The organism is Acinetobacter sp. ESBL14, from assembly GCF_036668815.1.
GTDB classification, from domain to species: Bacteria; Pseudomonadota; Gammaproteobacteria; order Pseudomonadales; family Moraxellaceae; genus Acinetobacter; species Acinetobacter gyllenbergii.
The window spans coordinates 1-16,855 of record NZ_JAZEVS010000001.1 but is presented as its reverse complement, the minus strand read 5'-3'; the positions used below and the strand labels follow the sequence as shown (position 1 = coordinate 16,855).

Below are 16,855 nucleotides of genomic sequence, written 5' to 3'. Positions count from 1 at the left end.
ATTAATTTGATGACAATTTCATCAACACAAGACCTGAAACGATTAATACCGCTGCGATCATACGCATAGCCGTCATTGGTTCATTCAAGATCAAAATACCAACAACAAATGATCCAATTGCTCCAATTCCCGTCCAAATCGTATAGGCCGTTCCAAGTGGAAGAGTCCGCATCGACATGGAAAGTAATACCACACTTAAAATCATGAAAACAATGGTCACGATACTTGGCGTTAACTTGGTAAATCCTTCAGACATCTTCATGGAATATGCCCAAATGACTTCAAAAATACCTGCCAAAATTAAAATTGCCCATGCCATTTTATTACGCTCAACTTTATCGATTGTCAGGTCGTCCCAACGTGATTCTTTCGAGGGAGGTCGTCCTCCTAGGTGCAGCAGTGTACTGTAAAACATGAAAATTATGTGATTTGTTATGTATCTAAAATGACTAAGATATTGAAAATATGAACCTTCTATTGAGATGAGTTACTGCTAGATAATTTGATCGACACGCATCAACTCACATGCGCCAATGCCTGTATTCTGTCGAGATAGTGAGCTCTTGCAACGCCAGTTATATTGGCATCTTATTGATCCTGTTTATTTCTCACCGCTTTTATCCATAACCTCACTTTCTCAAAAACAGCAGAGAAAAACTGTTGCATCAGACTCAAGACACTTTCACTCGGTGGCATAGATTTATTCTGAGTTGATTCGTGTTGAGCCGTGGACAGTTCCAATGGTTCATAATGTGGCAGGGTCTGCTGTAATTCTGCACCGAGATTTAAACGCTGTAATGCTGCTGTTACCTCAGGAATGGCATCTTGATGATAGAGGGCTAAATGACGCGCTTCTAAATCAATACCGTGTTCAATCAATTGATCTGAAAAAGAGAGTAATGCTTTTCTAACGCGCAGCACTTCTACGGCACTGCTCATATGGGGAATATAGTAAAAACTGACATTCATACTGCCATCGGTAGGAATCAATTCAAGCTGAGAGGCCGACACACGTGCAGCTTTTTCTCGTAAATTGGTCGACGAGTTTGCTTTATCTATTATTGGATTGTGTTGTTGTTCTAAAGCCATTTATGCACCATGAATGACTCAAAAAAGATACTGTTAGTATAAACCAACAGTATCTCGAAAAAATGACATTTTAAACAAAATATCAGAACTTTAGCGAAAGACCTGCGCCATAAACCCAACCCGTTTTAGAATCACTGGCGGTTTGCCAATTGGTTTCTTTACGCCCTTTGCTATAACCATAGCCGACATCAATAAAAGGCATGACACGGTTTTTGACGATTTCATAGCGGGTTTTGATCCCCACTTCCGCATCGGCAAGACCAGTTTTAGCCGCATACTTGGATTCATCCCGCAGTACCCACTCCATTTCTAGATATGGTTGCAGAATCAACTTTTGCGTCAGCAATAGATCTCGTTCTGTTTCCAACACAAAGCGCCATTGTTGGTCTTGTCCGACATACAGATGTGCATCGGTTTCAAAGAAATACTGAGCCATACCGTGCAAGCCGACGACACCCTCAAATTGTTCCTTATCCATCTCACGATCAGGGTTATAGCGGTAATTCACCCCAGCTTGTACATCCCAGAAGTCTGCAATATTCCGACTATATAGCGCAGCCAGACTTTGCTCCGATTTTTCTGACTCGGCCTTGGCATAATCGGCAATAATGAATAATTTATTTTCATCGGTTCCCACCCAAGTTTTTAACTTGGATTTGAGTGTGCCCTGCCCATCTTCATCCAACATCCATTGCGTATCTAACTGTGTCGCCTGATAGATCTGCCCACCATGCTCCTTATAATGGCCCGCATGTTCATCTTTATTTTTCGTCTGTGGAGGAATAGTTGAGTTTTGATGTTGCGAATGATCCATCGCAGCAGAAGCGCTCATGGGCATATTCTGCTGTGCTGACATATCCATTTGCATTGAATGATCATGTCCTTCATGTGCAAAAGTGAATGTACTTAAAGAAGAGACCAATCCACCCATCGCCAATAATTGCGTATAACGTTTCATCTTAGAAGATCGCTTAGTGATGTGCATGGCTTGCTCCTTGAGAAGATTGAACAGGGGTTGCTGGTGCAGCTGTACTTCCGTCTACATTAGCGACAATCAACTTACTCATCATGCCCGCACTCATGTGATACAACAGGTGGCAATGGATCGCCCACTCTCCAATTTCATCCGCAGTCAGTAAAGCCGTAACCGTCTTGCCTGGTGGCACAACCAAGGTATGTTTATTTGGCATATCCTGTGGTGCTTGACCATTTTCCAGCTGCATAAACATGCCATGCAAATGCATCGGATGCGCCATCATACTTTCATTGACAAATTTGAGTCGGATACGCTCGCCATAACGCACGGTTAAAGGTTTAAAGTCAGGATCGCTAAATTTCTTGCCATCAATGGTCCAAATATAGCGCTCCATAGTACCGCCCAAACGAATCACCACTTCACGTTCTGCTGGACGACTATAGTTCTCAGGCTGTGGGTTTAAGGATTGTAAATCTGCATAACTTAACGCCTTATGCCCCGCAGGCGTTGCCGCATTGGCCCAACCTTGTACAGTATCCGCGTTTGATGCTTCAGCAGTTGCAGCTGATTGATGCTGGCTATGGTCCATATTACTCATATCCATTTGAGCATGTGCACTGTGATCCATAGCAGGTTGCGCGGCTGTTGCAGTTTTCACCTTGTCCTGTGGCATCTGATGCTGACTATGATCCATATTCGCCATATTCATTTGGCCATGTGCACTATGATCCATGGCTGGCTGTGAGGTTGTTGCAGTTTTCGCTTGGTCTTGTGGCATCTGGTGCTGGCTATGATCCATCTTGCCCATATCCATCTGACCATGTGAACCATGATCCATGCCCATATCTTCCATGGTCAACAAGGCACGTGGTCGCGCTTTAGGAATTTGAACTGCTTGGGTATTGGGTGTCATGTCATTGTGCAATGAAGCAATAGCAAAGCCCGTACGATCAATCGATTCCGCTTCGATTTGATAATGGGCCTGTTTTGGTTCAACCAACACGTCATAGGTTTCAGCTGTACCAATACGGAACTCATCCACAGGAACAGGCTTGACTGGCTGACCATCGGCACTGACCACAGTCATTTTTAAGTTGGGAATACGCACATCAAAGAAAGACATTGCCGATGCGTTAATAAAACGTAAACGTACCTTTTCACCTGCTTTAAAAGCACCAGTCCAGTTTTGTTGTGGGGTCTGACCATTGACCAAGAAGGTATAGCCGTCTACATCACCCATGTCGGTTTTGGCCATACGCATCTGATTCCATGCGGAACGATCTTGCCACGTGGCTTTTATACCCTGCGTTTTAACTTGTTTCCAAACATCACCCAGTGTTTCACGATGGTTTTGATAGTATTCAGCAGACTTTTTCAAATTTGCCATGATCTTGTCACTTTCCGTTTCATGGAAATCCGACAACATCACTACATAATCACGTTCAGCTTTCTCATGTGCAGCAACAGGTTGCTTGCCTTTTGGATAAATCACCAACGCGCCATACAAACCGTCTTGTTCCTGTCCCTTGCTATGTGCGTGATACCAATAAGTGCCGTTTTGACGTACTTTAAAACGATATTCAAAACTGCCATTTGGCTTAATCCCTTGGAAACCATTAAAACCAGGCACGCCATCCATCAACCCAGGCAATAACAATCCATGCCAATGCAAAGAGGTATCTTGATTTTTGAGTTGGTTATGCACATGAATCACGGCTTCATCACCCTCTTCAAACTCTAATAGCGGGGCGATAAATTTACCGTTTACAGTAATGCGTTTGACGGGTTTGCCGGTGACATTCACCGTCCCTTCATTAATGTTCAGATGATATTCTTTAATTGCAGCCAGCGTATAAGGGGCAAACAATAGACTTAAGCTAGCAACAACACCAGCATATAGTTTTGAAGACATGATAATTTCCTAATCTGTTAACTTTTCAAATTGCTCTTTTCATAGACAGAAAGAGCCTATAAAGACAGATTAGGCTTTAGGAGGGCGTAAAATCTCTTGCCAATAACCAGCAAGGTGTCGAGCTTGATAAGCCGTATTGGTACGGGTACTCAACTCTAAAAATGGCGATGATGTTAAACTTGGGCTATGTTGATCTAAGCCTAGATTAATACTTTGACAATGTGAGGTACTATTGCAGTCCAGACAATGTTGATCACTGTGCATTTTCCCATCATGGCACTGTGCTAAACTCAATGGGGCACTTTTTGAACTTGGCATATGATGATGTTGATCCATCATTTGCTGATCATGGCATGCCGTAGTGGGAATAGAAGTTGAAGTATTTTGCTCAGATTGAATCGCTTGAACAGCAGCAACAGCCACACCACTTCCCCCGATGAAAAATATCATCAGGAATACAAACCACAGGCGTTTGTATCGCTTAAGAAGTTGCACTTATGTTCCTTATTCCAATCATCAAAAAATAATTCGATAGGGGTAGGATAATTTCTTTTGCAGTTATACACAACCATCTTTATGTTTGAATTTCGATAATTCCATCCATACATCGCGCCAAAATGCTGTTTTATCAAGCTAAACGGCACCTCAAGAGCCATGAGCAAAAATAAAGCAAAATGAATAAGTTAATGCACAAAAAAAGGACAGAAAACTGTCCTTTTTTCATCATTTTGTTGTCAATATAAGCAACTGAAATCATTTTGTTTATTTTAACAACATCTTATCCACCTGGTTATCAACACGGTTATCCACCGAGTTATAAACAAAGTTATCCACAAGTTTATATGAAGAATAGAATGAAAATACTAAACTTCTTTTGCACCAACCTGTGCCAACTCTGCACGCATTTGATCAATCACCGTTTTATAATCTGGTTGACCAAAAATCGCTGAGCCTGCGACAAACATATCCGCACCTGCTTCTGCGATTTCACGAATATTGGCTGGCCCTACTCCGCCATCCACTTCTAAACGGATATCACGGCCACTGGCATCAATAATTTGACGCGCTTGGCGTAACTTTTCCAACGTCATCGGAATGAATTTTTGTCCACCAAAACCAGGGTTGACGCTCATCAATAAAATTTGATCGACTTTATCCAATACATAATCGAGATAGTGCAACGGTGTTGCAGGATTGAACACCAAGCCTGCTTTGGCACCACCAGCTTTAATCAACTGTAACGAACGGTCAATATGATCGGTTGCTTCTGGATGAAAGGTAATAATGTCTGCACCAGCTTCTAAGAAATCACCGATCATACGATCAACAGGTGAAACCATTAGATGCACATCAATCGGTGCTTTGATACCATAACTTTTTAATGCCTTACAGATACCTGCTCCAAAAGTCAGGTTGGGTACGTAGTGGTTATCCATCACATCAAAATGTACAACGTCTGCGCCTGCCGCTAGAACTTTTTCTACATCTTCACCTAAACGGGCAAAATCAGCAGATAAAATCGAAGGCGCAATCAAATAAGGCTTGGACATGGATGACCTGGCAAACTCTAAGAAAATGATGCATCGATTATAGCAAATTTAGCGGACTTAAGTCTGTTACAAAGTCATTATTAGGGCATTGCAAACTTGCAACACCACGTTGCATCTGCACTATTTTTATCTTTTCTCAGCTTTGCTATGGTATCAAGTGAAATAAGAGGATGTCTTAAACATGAACAGTACGACTCAAATCACAACCACTGAAGGGAAACGAATCAGTAAGCGTTTACTGAATCATTGGAAACATAAATTTGAAGTCCTAGAAACCGAAACCCATTCAAAAATTTTCATGCCAACTGCCACTGTAACACTCACACCACAGGAACAATATTTGACTGTACTGATTGAAAATCAACAAGAAGATGTGGCTCGTCTGGAACAAGTCGTCATTGATCATTTAAATCGTATGGCACAACAGGAATTTGTAGCGGAATGGCGACATAGTTAAAAAACTGAAGAAAGTGTTCAATCAGCTGGCAGATCAGTCTTTCAATTCAATCTGTCAGCTTAAATCAGATGAATTAAAAATAGTATTTTGTTTTGGATATCATGTATGCCTTAAATAGGGAAAGCATATGAATAAGAAACTTTCATCGGTCATATTAATGACGGCAATCATCAGCCTAGCAACCGTCGGTTGTAGCAAAAAACAAGAAAAGCATGAGGCAGCCGAAACAAGTGCCGCGACAACAGAACATCAATCAGCAGAAACCCCGTCAAAAACAGCTAGCTTCAGTATCAATCAAATTCCGATTTCGAATGTTGAACTTGGAGATTTTCCATTTATTCAACTGCCTAAAGGCTATCATTTTGCTCATCAATCCACTGAAAACTTCGCTCAAATGGAATTTTGGGTCGGAGATCGATTAGAGAAAGTTGAAGGTCAGCTTTTTAATGGACGAATTGATGCGGAAGAGAATAACAAAGCGGCCTCTTTCTTGGAGTTACAGCGTAATTTAGATGCTGTGATTAGCAGCTTAGGCGGGAAAAAAATTACAGACAGTAAAATCCCGACAGCGCTCGCTAGCCAACTTTCAGAAAAATATGGCGTCGCTTATGTCGATGGATTAGGTGATATTTATAACAATCCAACTCAAAGCTATGTAATTCATCAAAATCATCGAAATATCTGGTTTCAAATCACTCAAAGTGGACTATCAGCGGGTTTATTGGTCTTAGAAACCCGACCTATAGCAATCACCGCACAAGCCCTATCGGCAAACCAGTTAAAAGCAGCTTTAGATCAAAATAATAAAGTGGATATACAAATTAACTTTGAAACAGATAAAGCAACACTGCTAGCAAATTCAGATGAACAAATTAACCAAATACTGAATTTATTAAAAAATGATGGTGCTCTCAAGCTTGAAATTAATGGCTATACCGATAACTCAGGTGAGTCAGCACATAACTTAAAACTCTCTCAGGCAAGAGCACAAGCCGTCGTCAAAGCATTGACTGATGCAGGGATTGACTCATCCCGTTTAAAGGCGCAAGGCTTTGGTGATAGCAAACCGGTTTCAAGTAATGAGAGTGAAGAAGGTAAAGCAAAAAATAGAAGAGTCGAATTAGTAAAATTATAATCGTCTAACAAATTAGGGGCTGTTGGCATTTCAGCTATGCCTTATGTTATAGGTTCAAACAACAGCCCCCTAAAAACAACCTTTTGGTTGTTAATTTTTTTCTAATTGAATCGCATGAAACTGTAAATGATCATCGATAAAACTTTGAATGAAATAATAGCCGTGATCATAGCCTTTGTGCTGGCGTAACGTCAGGTGCTGCCCTGCATCCAGACAAGCTTGCTTGAACTTTTCAGGATTCAATTGCGCATAGAACTGATCATCCAAACCTTGGTCAATTAAAATTTCATCAAACACACTGCCCTTTTGCTGTACCAAAGCTGTCGCATCATGCGCGAGCCATTGCTGTTGGTCTGCACCTAAATATTGGGTGAATGCCTTTTCCCCCCAAGGACAAATACTCGGCGCACAAATCGGTGCAAAAGCCGAAACCGACTTGAATTGCTCTGGGTATTTAAAAGCCAAAGTTAAAGCACCATGCCCACCCATTGAGTGTCCGAAAATACCAATTTGGTTTTCAATCACGGGGAATTCTTGCAAGACATGCGCATACAACTCATCAACTAGATAAGACTCCATTTGATAATGTGCTGCCCAAGGCTGTTGTGTGGCATTGAGATAAAAACCAGCACCCTGACCGATATCCCAGTGATCGCCTTGAGCCACATTATCTCCACGCGGAGACGTATCGGGCGTAATCAAAATCAGACTTAATCGAGCAGCCATTCGTTGTGCATGTGCTTTGATGGCAAAGGTTTCTTCGGTACAAGTCAGTCCCGCAAGATAAAACAAAGCGGAACAAGGCTTACCCGCTAAAGCTGCAGGAGGTAAATAAACGCCCACCTTGCTACTTCCCTTTAAATGTTGCGACTCCAGCTGATAAATACGTTGCTCACCCTCAAAACAACGGTTTTTTTGCAGTAGCTGCATGTTCATCATCCTGTGTTTTGGTTATATCTGTTGAAGCGATATTTTGCGTTGGAAATAAATAAGGCTCAAGCTGCGGCAGCATGAGTTCCATATTGCGGCCAATCGCCCACTGTGGCTCAGAAGGCTCTACACCCTGTGCTATTTCCCATTTGGTCACAGTTTGCTTGGCTTGCTCAAATGCAGTTTTCATTGAGTATTGTTCGCGCATCGCCAAATCAAAGAATGCTCGACCAAAATAAGTATAATCCGCTTCATTGTTGCAACCAAACGAGGTTTTATCTGCAGCAGATGCGGTAATAATTAAAGTATCAGGTGACTGTAGTGCTGGAATAAAGCTACCTGAGTAACAAGCAGAAATCACAATGACACGCCAGCGAATGCCCGATTTATCCAATGTCTCTCTTAACCATTTTGGATCAACCTGATCTAAATTCAAAGGCGCATTTTCAATTTCAAAATGATTGCGTTCGCCGTGTGAAGTCATATAAAGAAACAGCACATCGCTATCACGATTCATTTGCTGGCCAATACGGCGTAAAGCCAATTCCATACTGGTTTTAGAGGCAATTGGGACGTCCAAGCGTGTTGCTGGATTGTTAATCAGCATAATCGAGCGCCCAAAAGTGCCAAAACGGGTGTCAAATTGTTCTCTTATGCGCTCAATTTCAGATTTAAATACATCCACATAGCTATCACCTGCCACCCCCATAAAATACCAATGGCTTTTGGCGATATCTCCATATTGAATCTGATCCAGCGCTTTATCTAATAAATGACTTTGCGTATAAAAAGCATCTTCTGCAAAACTTGGTGGTGTTGCCTCGACTTTCCAAATCGGCTGATCTTTCACTGAAAGTTGCCAAACCACCATGGTGGCAATGGTTGCCACAAACACCAAGGCACGTTCCCACCACGGCCAATTCAAGGCACGTGAAAAAACCCAGATCACTGCCAAACTTTGCCAAACAAAGAGGCCAACAAATAAAGGTGGTAAGAATCCGTTATAAATACTGTCAGGGATAAAGTTAAGATAGCCGTTTGAGCCCAAATACTGAATGGCGCATTGCAACAATAGAATATTGGTATCCAATACGAGCCATAACAAGGCAGGCACCAACATCAGACGCGGCTGGTTCATGCGTTGTGACAGGAAAATACCAACAATGAGCGCAATAAACGGCCAAAGTGCATAACCAATCAGACCTTGAGCATTAAACTCTCCGACTTGTCCAGCCACCAACCAGCTATATAAAGAGTTGGTACAGCCCCCTAAAATACCCCAAATAATCAGCTGGGTAATCGAGGGATGAACGACCTGCAAGGAACGACGTGACCCGAGGAACAACCACATTCCAGCAATTTGGTTACTTTTAAAATCATGCCAGATATTAATAGAGGGTTTGAGGTCGATCATAAAATTCTTCGGGAGTTTCTCTTTTCAAGCCTAAACTGAAAATATGCCATTCTAATGATTGAATGCGCAGTACTTTTCCTAAAAGACGCGATGCGTGACTGTAGTGTAAGCTCGACAAGAATTTTTTAGCAATCATGCTTTTGCACTATATCACAAATCTTTACCGAGCATTGACGCAAGCCAAACAATCATTCAATTCTGATTCAAATTTGACCTTTTGGAAAATATGCATCAAAACGGCAAGCATCACCAAGCCATTGATGATCAGGCGTTTGATCTGCCAGATAAACTGCATGGCGTGGGCGCTTCACAATGACACGTTTGGCAATTTTTTGCGCCAGATCCAGCAGTTGATCGCCTAAATCCATCTCGCCATCCTCAGGCAACAACATATGCAACAATTGCATTTGTTTTTTGACTTGCGCCTGTTTTTTTACGGCTTGCTGATTCTGATCACGCTGCGGGAACATTGGATCTAAATACACCACATCCACCTGTTCACCTTGCTGCCCCAATTGCTGTAAATAGGTATTGGAATCTGCATAAATCAGCTCGATCCGTTGCATAAAGCTTTGCAAAAATGGATCTTGTTCGGCTTTGGCTTTGCTGTATTCCAATAACACAAACAGAATCGGATGACGTTCAATCAAACGAACATTCGCACCAAGGTAGGCCATGAGTAAACTGTCATGACCTAACCCCGCAGTGGCATCAATTAAGGTTGGCTTTTCACCTAACTGACAGGCTCTGGCAATCATTTCAGATTTCAGGCTGGCTCTTTTTAGGCGAGGAATTTCTGCACGCCAATCCGGCTGCATTTTCATGCCATTGGCAGCAAGACTAAGTCCATCCTCATCCAAAACCAATGCCATGTCAGGATTCAAACGTAAAAAACGTGCATTCACCTTTTCAACCGCCTGCCCGTTGAGCTGCACATTCAGTTCAGCCAAATGCGTGTGCAGTTGTTGAAACGACTGTTCATATTCCGTTTGATACCAACACCCGATTTGCATTACCAATGCACCCAACCTGTCCACCATGTTGCAAGAATAAACAAACCAAAGATAATGCGATAATAAGCAAATGCAGTGAAGTCATGCTTGGATACATAACGAATCAAAGCGCGAATCACCACCAAAGCAGAAACAAAGGCAACAATGATTCCTACGCCTAACACGGCCATATCATTGCTATGCAACTCATGACGCATCTTGTACATATCCAGTAAGCCTGCACCCATCAGCACTGGAATCCCTAAAAAGAAGGAAAACTCTGCCGCAGCTTTACGTGATACGCCTAAGAATAATGAGCCAATAATGGTCGAGCCTGAACGAGACGTTCCTGGAATCAAAGCCAAACACTGAATCAAACCAATTAAAGTCGCTTGCTTAAAACTCAAATCATCAACTTCTTGAGTCACGATCTGATGTGGACGACGTTCCGCCCATAAAATAATAAAACCACCGACAATCAAGGCAATCGCAACAGTAATGGCATTAAACAAATAGGCTTTGACCACATCACCGAAGGTCAAACCAATAATCACAATTGGAATCGAGGCAATAATCAGATTCAGGCTTAGGCGGCGACCTTGCTCTTGTCCTGTGAGTGCGCCAATCAGTGCACCCCACAACTTACCCCAATATTCATAGATCACGGCTGCAATTGCACCAATCTGTACAGCCACCGCAAACATATCTCGTTTTTCAACCGTCCAGAAATCCAACAGTTGACCAGTTAAAATCAAATGTCCTGTACTTGAAATTGGTAGAAATTCAGTAATCCCTTCTACCAACCCCATGATCGCTGCTTTAAATAGCAATAAAAGATCCATAATTAACCTTAGTTCGCTTTGCCTTGTTCGGGAATTTTTTTCCAAGCATCATCACGTAAATACACAGGCAATGCGTGTTCAGCATCCACCCATTTTTGCTGCGCCGCATAGACTCGAGCAATGCTCGCAATATCCTGCGCCGTTGCCTTGATGTTGACATTTGACGTGTGCTGACTGGAAGCCGCTTCCGAGTCTATCGCAGTTGGCTTAATTAATTCTGAACCCGAACCAATCGCTGTAAATTGACAATATGCTGTGGCCTGTTCATAACTTAACAATTTCTCATCATCAATGGCCTGCATGATGCCCTGCTCATCCAGACTAAAATTGGCAATGTAGACTTCTTGCATACGTGCATCAAGAACAGCCGTCACTTGTTTTAGACCATTAAGACGATAAGCCGCCTGTGCCAAAGCCTGTAAACTTGAAACAGGAATAACAGGTAAATCTTGTGACCATGCTAAGGCCTGTGCTACCGCCGCATTGATCCGCACACCACTGAATGAACCTGGGCCACGACTAAAAGCAATCGCGCTTAAGTCAGCCAATTGCGTATTGGTTTGCAACAGGGCTTGTTCAGTTAAAGGTAAAATAGTTTGAGTTTGTGCCTTGGTTCGCTCATCCAATTGAAAATAGAGTTCTTGAGTATCATCAATTAATGAAACAGAACACTGCTCATTTGCAGTTTCCAATGCAAGCAACTTCATGCAAAAACCTTAGAGAAAAAGAGATAAAAAACGTCGAGTATCATACTCCACTCAAACACGATAGGCGAGTTATTGTGTTTTTATCACCATAAAAAAGCCAAGTATCAACTTGGCTTCTTTGACTGGAATGATTAGAACTGGAACGGCTCTAAATCTAAGAAATTTTTATAATGTTCTGCATAATGCAATGCACTTAAACGCAATCGGGCAGCCCCCTGCTCATCTAAGGTTTTCACCACTTTACCTGGTGATCCCATCACCACTGAATTGTCTGGAATCACTTTCCCTTCTGGAATCAGTGCATTGGCTCCAATAATACAATTCTTGCCAATCACCGCATGATTCAAAATCACAGCATTCATACCAATTAAGGAATTATCACCAATCGTACAACCGTGCAGCATCACCTTATGCCCAATCGTGACATATTCACCCACGTTTAATTCAATGCCCGCGTCAGTATGTAACACGGCATTTTCCTGAATATTGGAAAAGTTGCCAATCCGAATCACACAATTATCGGCACGAACCACAGCACCAAACCAAATGCTGACCTGTCGCCCTAATTCAGCCTGACCAATTACAGTCGCCGTGGGTGCAACCCAACCATCCCAAGGTTCATGTAAAGCTTTTGGACTCAATCCCTGATAGGTATACATCATGATAAAAAACTCTTTTAAAAATTAGAACTTTGCAATACCAAAGTGAGGTGGGTTCACCAAAAACGGCCAATTTTTTTGATAACCCAATCCGTACTGAAACAAGGAAATCAGCATCCGAGCCGTCAGTCCCCAAACTATTTCGCTCTCAACCTGCATACTAGGAAAATAAAGCGACTGTCGAGCTAAACGCACCTCATAAGGTAACGGCGGTGCATCAATCAGTTCCTGTAAAGGGACAAAAAAGATTCGATCAATTTCTGTCGGCTGAGCAATTAATTCAACTTGAGCAGGGATTAATCCCACAATCGGTTTAACCGAGAGACCACTTCGTGCACGCTGAATTGGTAAATCTCCCAGCAGCTTCACATCAAAAGGATTTAAGGCTGTTTCTTCCTGTGCCTCACGTAAAGCAACCACAATATTACTGGTATCACTTGGATCCCGTTTGCCACCAGGGAAAGATACCTCCCCCGCATGTTGAGACAGTTGCATTGAACGGCGGGTCAGTAAAACTTTGGGTTGCGGCTCTTGGGTAATTGCAATCAAAACAGCGGCATCTGCCTGCTGGATTCGTTTGGAAAAACGCAACCGTTGTTGTAAAAGCTGTGTTAACGATGGTTCTTCCATATGACTCATCTCTTTTTTCTGTTTTTCCTTATCCAGCATCATAGCCGAAATTTTAACTGCAATCATAGATCATGATGCGAAGTCATCAAAATTCAGTTATGCTGAGCTATCTCTACGGCCGATGATAATTATGAGCTTTTGCGTTGCATGTGGACATCAAACTGAAGCAAAAATTCCACTAGGTGATCATAAAACACGACTTGTCTGCACTCATTGTGGCAACATTCACTACGAAAACCCCAAAGTGATTTGTGGTGCATTGGCCCTTTGGGATGATAAAGTGCTGTTATGTCGCCGCGCAATTGAGCCTCGCTATGGTCTATGGACCTTACCTGCTGGTTATATGGAATTATTTGAGACCATGGAGCAAGGCGCTGCACGTGAAACCCGTGAAGAAGCCGAGGCCGAAGTAGAAATCGAACAACTGTATTGTATGTACAATATTCCACGTATTGGCCAAATCTACGTGCTATTTAAAGCGCATTTAAAACAAGGTTTATTCGGTGCTGGTGAGGAAAGTCTTGAATGTCGCCTATTTGAAGAACATGAAATTCCTTGGACTGAACTAGCTTTTCCGAGTGTAGAACAAACCCTCCGACATTATTTTGCTGACCGTAAAACCGGACAGTTCCCTCCCCACCTAGAAACACTGGGAACACGGCTCGATCATACGGGTTAAATAAAAAAAGACCGCCTCAGCGGTCTTTTTTTATTCTGTTATTAAGACTTGATCTTAATTGCTTTACATGCAGGAAGAGTTTGATCTGCGATACGTAACGTCACTGTACCAAAGTAGCGTTTTGCAAACTCACGATCTTCAATGCTAGGCGGTACATAGTTATTTTTACTCTCTAAAGCATCATAGAGTTTTACGTAAGTGAACATATCGCGAGCATAACCATTATCCCAAGTAGCCGCACCGCCAGAAAAACTCGTGAGATTAATATTTGAAGATTGTCCCGAAATTAAATTATTCACATTGATTTTTGCGCCTGAAGCATCCGATAAATTCAATCCTAAATACGTTCCATTAATAAAACCAAATTTAGAATTTGCAAACATCATCCGTACTGGAAAGGACTTATCAGTAGCAGTAAATGAAGTTGCTGTGGCTGTTCCAACACGATACTGTACTTGGTTGTTGCTGTCTAAAATCGTTCCATCATCCTTTAATGATTGAACCGTACCACACACACCACTCATATCGGTATCAGTTGAACCTGCTTTAATATCGGTTCGAATATCCCCATGTTCATCAATCACAATCCCTAAATCGATTGGAGTCAGGTTGGGCTCTGAAAACCTAAAGGTTAATGTTGCATAGAGTGGGAAATAGTATTTCTCCCCCACCTTCACATTACTTTCTACTTTAAAAATATTCTTCGAAAGAGAGAGAATTGGATTCACTTTATAGAACTCAACTCGTCCCGAATAGTTTCTTGCATCAATCGTCTGTGTCCAACGTCCTAAATTATTGGTATTTACAGGATCTGTCGCCTTTAAATTGAGTAATTTTCTGTAAATGGAGTCAATACCGGGAATGGTATGACCATTAAACAGTTTCCCTCCAGTTATTTTCAAATTATCAGCAACATTGTCAGATACACTCATTTGTAGAGGAGAAGTAGAATTAACTTCCTGTGTAATCGAATTAAACCATGCGTTTTGTGCATTCACTTGCAATCTTGTTGGTTTAACTTTGGTCGATAACGACATATAGGGTGCTGAAACAATATCTGTCCCATTCGCATCTTTGACAATCGTGGCTGGACCTTTCCATTGACTTCCAGACCCGATCGCATAGCCTTGACGATCTGTTAACAAAAATGCACGCCCCATAGAATGAATGAGGCCCGTTCCTAACTTCGGATCCATACACTTTGCATAGTCTTCTTGATTACAACCAAAAAATCCATCTGGAAGAGCAGTCGTCAAATTACTACTGGTTTTAAATACTGGACGTTCAATTTGCCATACCCCAGCGTTGCTCAGATTAAGCAATTGATTGAGCATAAGCAACGCATCATTATCCGAAATCGAGCTTACATCCACCCAAGGTTTTAATATGTTGACATAAGACCCATCTTTTAATTCAGTAACGCCAATATCCTGATTTAATACAGACAATAAATCTTTCTTTTCTGCTGTGAGCTCAATAGGCTGAATATCACCCTTGACATTATCATCTTGCTCTAAACTAATGCCATTGAATATTTTTATTATTGCCAATGCCACACGAATAGTATCATTACTTGGCTCAATAGATTGAGGCAAAGCTTGGCCTGTTAAAGCTCTAGCCATATCAATCACACGGATTACAGGCGGGGCTAACCTATTTTCTGGATCTTTTACCTTAATAATATCATCTAGCTTCACAGCACCAAGACTGATTTTACGAGATTCCTTACCTTGAAAATAAAAACTTACTGTATCGCTCACCTTACATGCGCCAGAAGCAGCACCGCCGTCCTCCTTTGTTGCAAAGTGATTTACAGTATCGCTACTACAATCAAAATTTAGTCCCGCAATCGGGTAGTCTAAAATGAACTCAACACAATTACTTGCTGTTGGATTACAGCTTGTACTCGTCGTCACTCCACTTACACCCTTGTTTGGGTCTTCATTAATTTTACTACTTTCGCCACCACATCCATGTAAAAAAACAGCCAATGTTGAAAGAGCAAATGGCAATAATATTTTTTTATTCATCATTGGTTCATCCTATCCGTACTTACTGTAAAACAGAAATTTTAATCTGTCCTTGATTAGAGAGCTCTTGCTCAGAAACATCCACTGCCGATGCTAAAGGAGTCATCATGATATAATGCGCGTCTTTCGGTACTTTTATCACACCCTGAAGCGCAGAATGTTGCAACATTGTCGCAGCGACTTGACTATTTTTAAAGCCACTCACGCCTTCTTCGATACAACCTTTTTCATTGAGGAATACAACAAGAGGCCAATAATAAACAGGTTTTTCATTGTTTGAAGCATAAGAGTCTATCTGCATATATTCAATTGCAGGATCCAGTTTTACGACCTCATATTCAAACTTTTCTTTCAATGGTTTTCGTGGCCATAGTCCGACATCTTTTTTCAGTGTCAAGGTCTTGATCGATTTTTTATAACCTTCTAAAAAACAACGATCATCTTCAAATGCAGATTTTAGGTCCTCACTCGATAAACGCACATAAGTTCCAGACAATGCAATGGGTGCAGTTGCTTGTTGAGAACGGTTCAATAGTTTATCTAATATTGAGCGACTCACCCCTTTTTTTCTTTCTATGGTTTCCATACGTCCAGTACCATCTGGCATGGTATAAAAACGTTTTTTTCCATCTAAATTAAACTCTTGATTTTCCAAATACTCATTATTGACATAATCAACTCCATCAACTTGGCTAAATCCTGTAGAAGACATAACTTCATTTGAAGCATTTGAAGCATTTGAAGCATTTGAAGCATTTGAAGCATTTGAAGCATTTGAAGCATTTGAAGCATTTGAAGCATTTGAAGCATTTGAAGCATTTGAAGCATTTGAAGCATTTGAAGCATTTGAAGC

Annotated in this window: 18 protein-coding genes; 3 read left to right on the top strand and 15 right to left on the bottom strand. The window is 41.6% G+C overall.

What is annotated here, in order from left to right:
* Position 1: 1 nt before the first annotated feature.
* From V6E90_RS00090 to rpe, 6 genes are all read right to left on the bottom strand, one after another.
* Positions 2 to 319 carry a DMT family transporter gene (locus V6E90_RS00090; protein WP_004655532.1) on the bottom strand — a complete coding sequence of 106 codons (318 nt, stop codon included), beginning with the start codon at positions 317 to 319 and terminating at the stop codon, positions 2 to 4.
* Between the two features lie 269 nt (positions 320 to 588).
* Positions 589 to 1,089: a hypothetical protein gene (locus V6E90_RS00085; RefSeq protein ID WP_016541559.1), complete on the bottom strand. Its 501-nt coding sequence runs from the start codon at positions 1,087 to 1,089 to the stop codon at positions 589 to 591.
* A gap of 82 nt (positions 1,090 to 1,171) precedes the next feature.
* Positions 1,172 to 2,074 (bottom strand): copper resistance protein B, encoded by a 903-nt coding sequence (locus V6E90_RS00080; protein ID WP_332604143.1) that lies wholly within the window; start codon positions 2,072 to 2,074, stop codon positions 1,172 to 1,174.
* The gene (locus V6E90_RS00075) at positions 2,061 to 3,977 is read right to left on the bottom strand and encodes a copper resistance system multicopper oxidase (RefSeq protein WP_332604142.1); all 1,917 of its coding nucleotides are present in this window, start codon (positions 3,975 to 3,977) and stop codon (positions 2,061 to 2,063) included. Before V6E90_RS00075 ends, V6E90_RS00080 begins: the two co-directional genes overlap by 14 nt.
* A 69-nt stretch (positions 3,978 to 4,046) precedes the next feature.
* Positions 4,047 to 4,472, bottom strand: a complete 426-nt coding sequence (locus V6E90_RS00070; RefSeq protein WP_065343594.1) for a hypothetical protein — start codon at positions 4,470 to 4,472, stop codon at positions 4,047 to 4,049.
* 368 nt (positions 4,473 to 4,840) lie between these two features.
* On the bottom strand, positions 4,841 to 5,527 hold the full coding sequence (rpe, locus tag V6E90_RS00065; protein WP_016541555.1) for a ribulose-phosphate 3-epimerase: 687 nt from the start codon (positions 5,525 to 5,527) through the stop codon (positions 4,841 to 4,843).
* Positions 5,528 to 5,708: 181 nt separating this feature from the next.
* On the opposite strand from rpe, the gene V6E90_RS00060 reads away from it, so the two are divergent.
* Together V6E90_RS00060 and V6E90_RS00055 are read left to right on the top strand one after the other, a co-directional pair.
* Positions 5,709 to 5,984 carry a DUF2218 domain-containing protein gene (locus tag V6E90_RS00060; protein WP_023270754.1) on the top strand — a complete coding sequence of 92 codons (276 nt, stop codon included), beginning with the start codon at positions 5,709 to 5,711 and terminating at the stop codon, positions 5,982 to 5,984.
* Positions 5,985 to 6,111: 127 nt separating this feature from the next.
* Entirely contained in the window at positions 6,112 to 7,119 is a 1,008-nt protein-coding gene (locus V6E90_RS00055) for an OmpA family protein (protein WP_332604141.1), read from the top strand.
* Positions 7,120 to 7,209: 90 nt separating this feature from the next.
* Here the strand turns inward: V6E90_RS00055 and fghA are convergent, their stop codons facing one another.
* The 7 genes from fghA to V6E90_RS00020 all read right to left on the bottom strand — a co-directional run bounded on the left by fghA (position 7,210) and on the right by V6E90_RS00020 (position 13,302).
* Positions 7,210 to 8,049 carry an S-formylglutathione hydrolase gene (fghA, locus tag V6E90_RS00050; RefSeq protein WP_332604140.1) on the bottom strand — a complete coding sequence of 280 codons (840 nt, stop codon included), beginning with the start codon at positions 8,047 to 8,049 and terminating at the stop codon, positions 7,210 to 7,212.
* Entirely contained in the window at positions 8,018 to 9,463 is a 1,446-nt protein-coding gene (locus V6E90_RS00045) for a C13 family peptidase (RefSeq protein WP_332604139.1), read from the bottom strand. Before V6E90_RS00045 ends, fghA begins: the two co-directional genes overlap by 32 nt.
* 203 nt (positions 9,464 to 9,666) lie before the next feature.
* Positions 9,667 to 10,476, bottom strand: a complete 810-nt coding sequence (locus V6E90_RS00040; protein WP_023270757.1) for a class I SAM-dependent methyltransferase — start codon at positions 10,474 to 10,476, stop codon at positions 9,667 to 9,669.
* Complete coding sequence (locus V6E90_RS00035; protein WP_004655558.1) at positions 10,476 to 11,297, bottom strand: undecaprenyl-diphosphate phosphatase; 822 nt, start codon at positions 11,295 to 11,297, stop codon at positions 10,476 to 10,478. The genes V6E90_RS00040 and V6E90_RS00035 overlap by 1 nt, the downstream gene beginning before the upstream one ends.
* Before the next feature lie 8 nt (positions 11,298 to 11,305).
* Positions 11,306 to 12,004, bottom strand: coding sequence for a tRNA (adenosine(37)-N6)-threonylcarbamoyltransferase complex dimerization subunit type 1 TsaB (gene tsaB / locus V6E90_RS00030; RefSeq protein ID WP_023270758.1), 699 nt, complete (start codon positions 12,002 to 12,004; stop codon positions 11,306 to 11,308).
* Between the two features lie 131 nt (positions 12,005 to 12,135).
* Positions 12,136 to 12,663: a gamma carbonic anhydrase family protein gene (locus V6E90_RS00025; protein ID WP_167539961.1), complete on the bottom strand. Its 528-nt coding sequence runs from the start codon at positions 12,661 to 12,663 to the stop codon at positions 12,136 to 12,138.
* 24 nt (positions 12,664 to 12,687) lie between these two features.
* Positions 12,688 to 13,302 carry a CoA pyrophosphatase gene (locus V6E90_RS00020; RefSeq protein WP_167539962.1) on the bottom strand — a complete coding sequence of 205 codons (615 nt, stop codon included), beginning with the start codon at positions 13,300 to 13,302 and terminating at the stop codon, positions 12,688 to 12,690.
* A gap of 121 nt (positions 13,303 to 13,423) precedes the next feature.
* Between V6E90_RS00020 and V6E90_RS00015 the strand changes: the two genes are divergently transcribed.
* Positions 13,424 to 13,972 carry an NUDIX hydrolase gene (locus tag V6E90_RS00015; RefSeq protein ID WP_016541544.1) on the top strand — a complete coding sequence of 183 codons (549 nt, stop codon included), beginning with the start codon at positions 13,424 to 13,426 and terminating at the stop codon, positions 13,970 to 13,972.
* 41 nt (positions 13,973 to 14,013) lie between these two features.
* On the opposite strand, the gene filF is transcribed toward V6E90_RS00015, so the two are convergent.
* Together filF and filE are read right to left on the bottom strand one after the other, a co-directional pair.
* The gene (gene filF, locus V6E90_RS00010; protein WP_332604138.1) at positions 14,014 to 16,005 is read right to left on the bottom strand and encodes a putative pilus system protein FilF; all 1,992 of its coding nucleotides are present in this window, start codon (positions 16,003 to 16,005) and stop codon (positions 14,014 to 14,016) included.
* Positions 16,006 to 16,024: 19 nt separating this feature from the next.
* On the bottom strand, positions 16,025 to 16,855 hold an 831-nt coding region (gene filE, locus V6E90_RS00005), incomplete at its 5' end, for a putative pilus assembly protein FilE (RefSeq protein ID WP_332604137.1).

What these genes read in the sequence shown, in the direction of transcription:
- V6E90_RS00090 (WP_004655532.1), bottom strand. Translation starts at nt 319, where the DNA reads ATGGCATGGGCAATTTTAATTTTGGCAGGTATTTTTGAAGTCATTTGG.
- V6E90_RS00085 (WP_016541559.1), bottom strand. Translation starts at nt 1,089, where the DNA reads ATGGCTTTAGAACAACAACACAATCCAATAATAGATAAAGCAAACTCG.
- V6E90_RS00080 (WP_332604143.1), bottom strand. Translation starts at nt 2,074, where the DNA reads ATGCACATCACTAAGCGATCTTCTAAGATGAAACGTTATACGCAATTA.
- V6E90_RS00075 (WP_332604142.1), bottom strand. Translation starts at nt 3,977, where the DNA reads ATGTCTTCAAAACTATATGCTGGTGTTGTTGCTAGCTTAAGTCTATTG.
- rpe (WP_016541555.1), bottom strand. Translation starts at nt 5,527, where the DNA reads ATGTCCAAGCCTTATTTGATTGCGCCTTCGATTTTATCTGCTGATTTT.
- V6E90_RS00060 (WP_023270754.1), top strand. Translation starts at nt 5,709, where the DNA reads ATGAACAGTACGACTCAAATCACAACCACTGAAGGGAAACGAATCAGT.
- V6E90_RS00055 (WP_332604141.1), top strand. Translation starts at nt 6,112, where the DNA reads ATGAATAAGAAACTTTCATCGGTCATATTAATGACGGCAATCATCAGC.
- fghA (WP_332604140.1), bottom strand. Translation starts at nt 8,049, where the DNA reads ATGCAGCTACTGCAAAAAAACCGTTGTTTTGAGGGTGAGCAACGTATT.
- V6E90_RS00045 (WP_332604139.1), bottom strand. Translation starts at nt 9,463, where the DNA reads ATGATCGACCTCAAACCCTCTATTAATATCTGGCATGATTTTAAAAGT.
- V6E90_RS00040 (WP_023270757.1), bottom strand. Translation starts at nt 10,476, where the DNA reads ATGCAAATCGGGTGTTGGTATCAAACGGAATATGAACAGTCGTTTCAA.
- V6E90_RS00035 (WP_004655558.1), bottom strand. Translation starts at nt 11,297, where the DNA reads ATGGATCTTTTATTGCTATTTAAAGCAGCGATCATGGGGTTGGTAGAA.
- tsaB (WP_023270758.1), bottom strand. Translation starts at nt 12,004, where the DNA reads ATGAAGTTGCTTGCATTGGAAACTGCAAATGAGCAGTGTTCTGTTTCA.
- V6E90_RS00025 (WP_167539961.1), bottom strand. Translation starts at nt 12,663, where the DNA reads ATGTATACCTATCAGGGATTGAGTCCAAAAGCTTTACATGAACCTTGG.
- V6E90_RS00020 (WP_167539962.1), bottom strand. Translation starts at nt 13,302, where the DNA reads ATGAGTCATATGGAAGAACCATCGTTAACACAGCTTTTACAACAACGG.
- V6E90_RS00015 (WP_016541544.1), top strand. Translation starts at nt 13,424, where the DNA reads ATGAGCTTTTGCGTTGCATGTGGACATCAAACTGAAGCAAAAATTCCA.
- filF (WP_332604138.1), bottom strand. Translation starts at nt 16,005, where the DNA reads ATGATGAATAAAAAAATATTATTGCCATTTGCTCTTTCAACATTGGCT.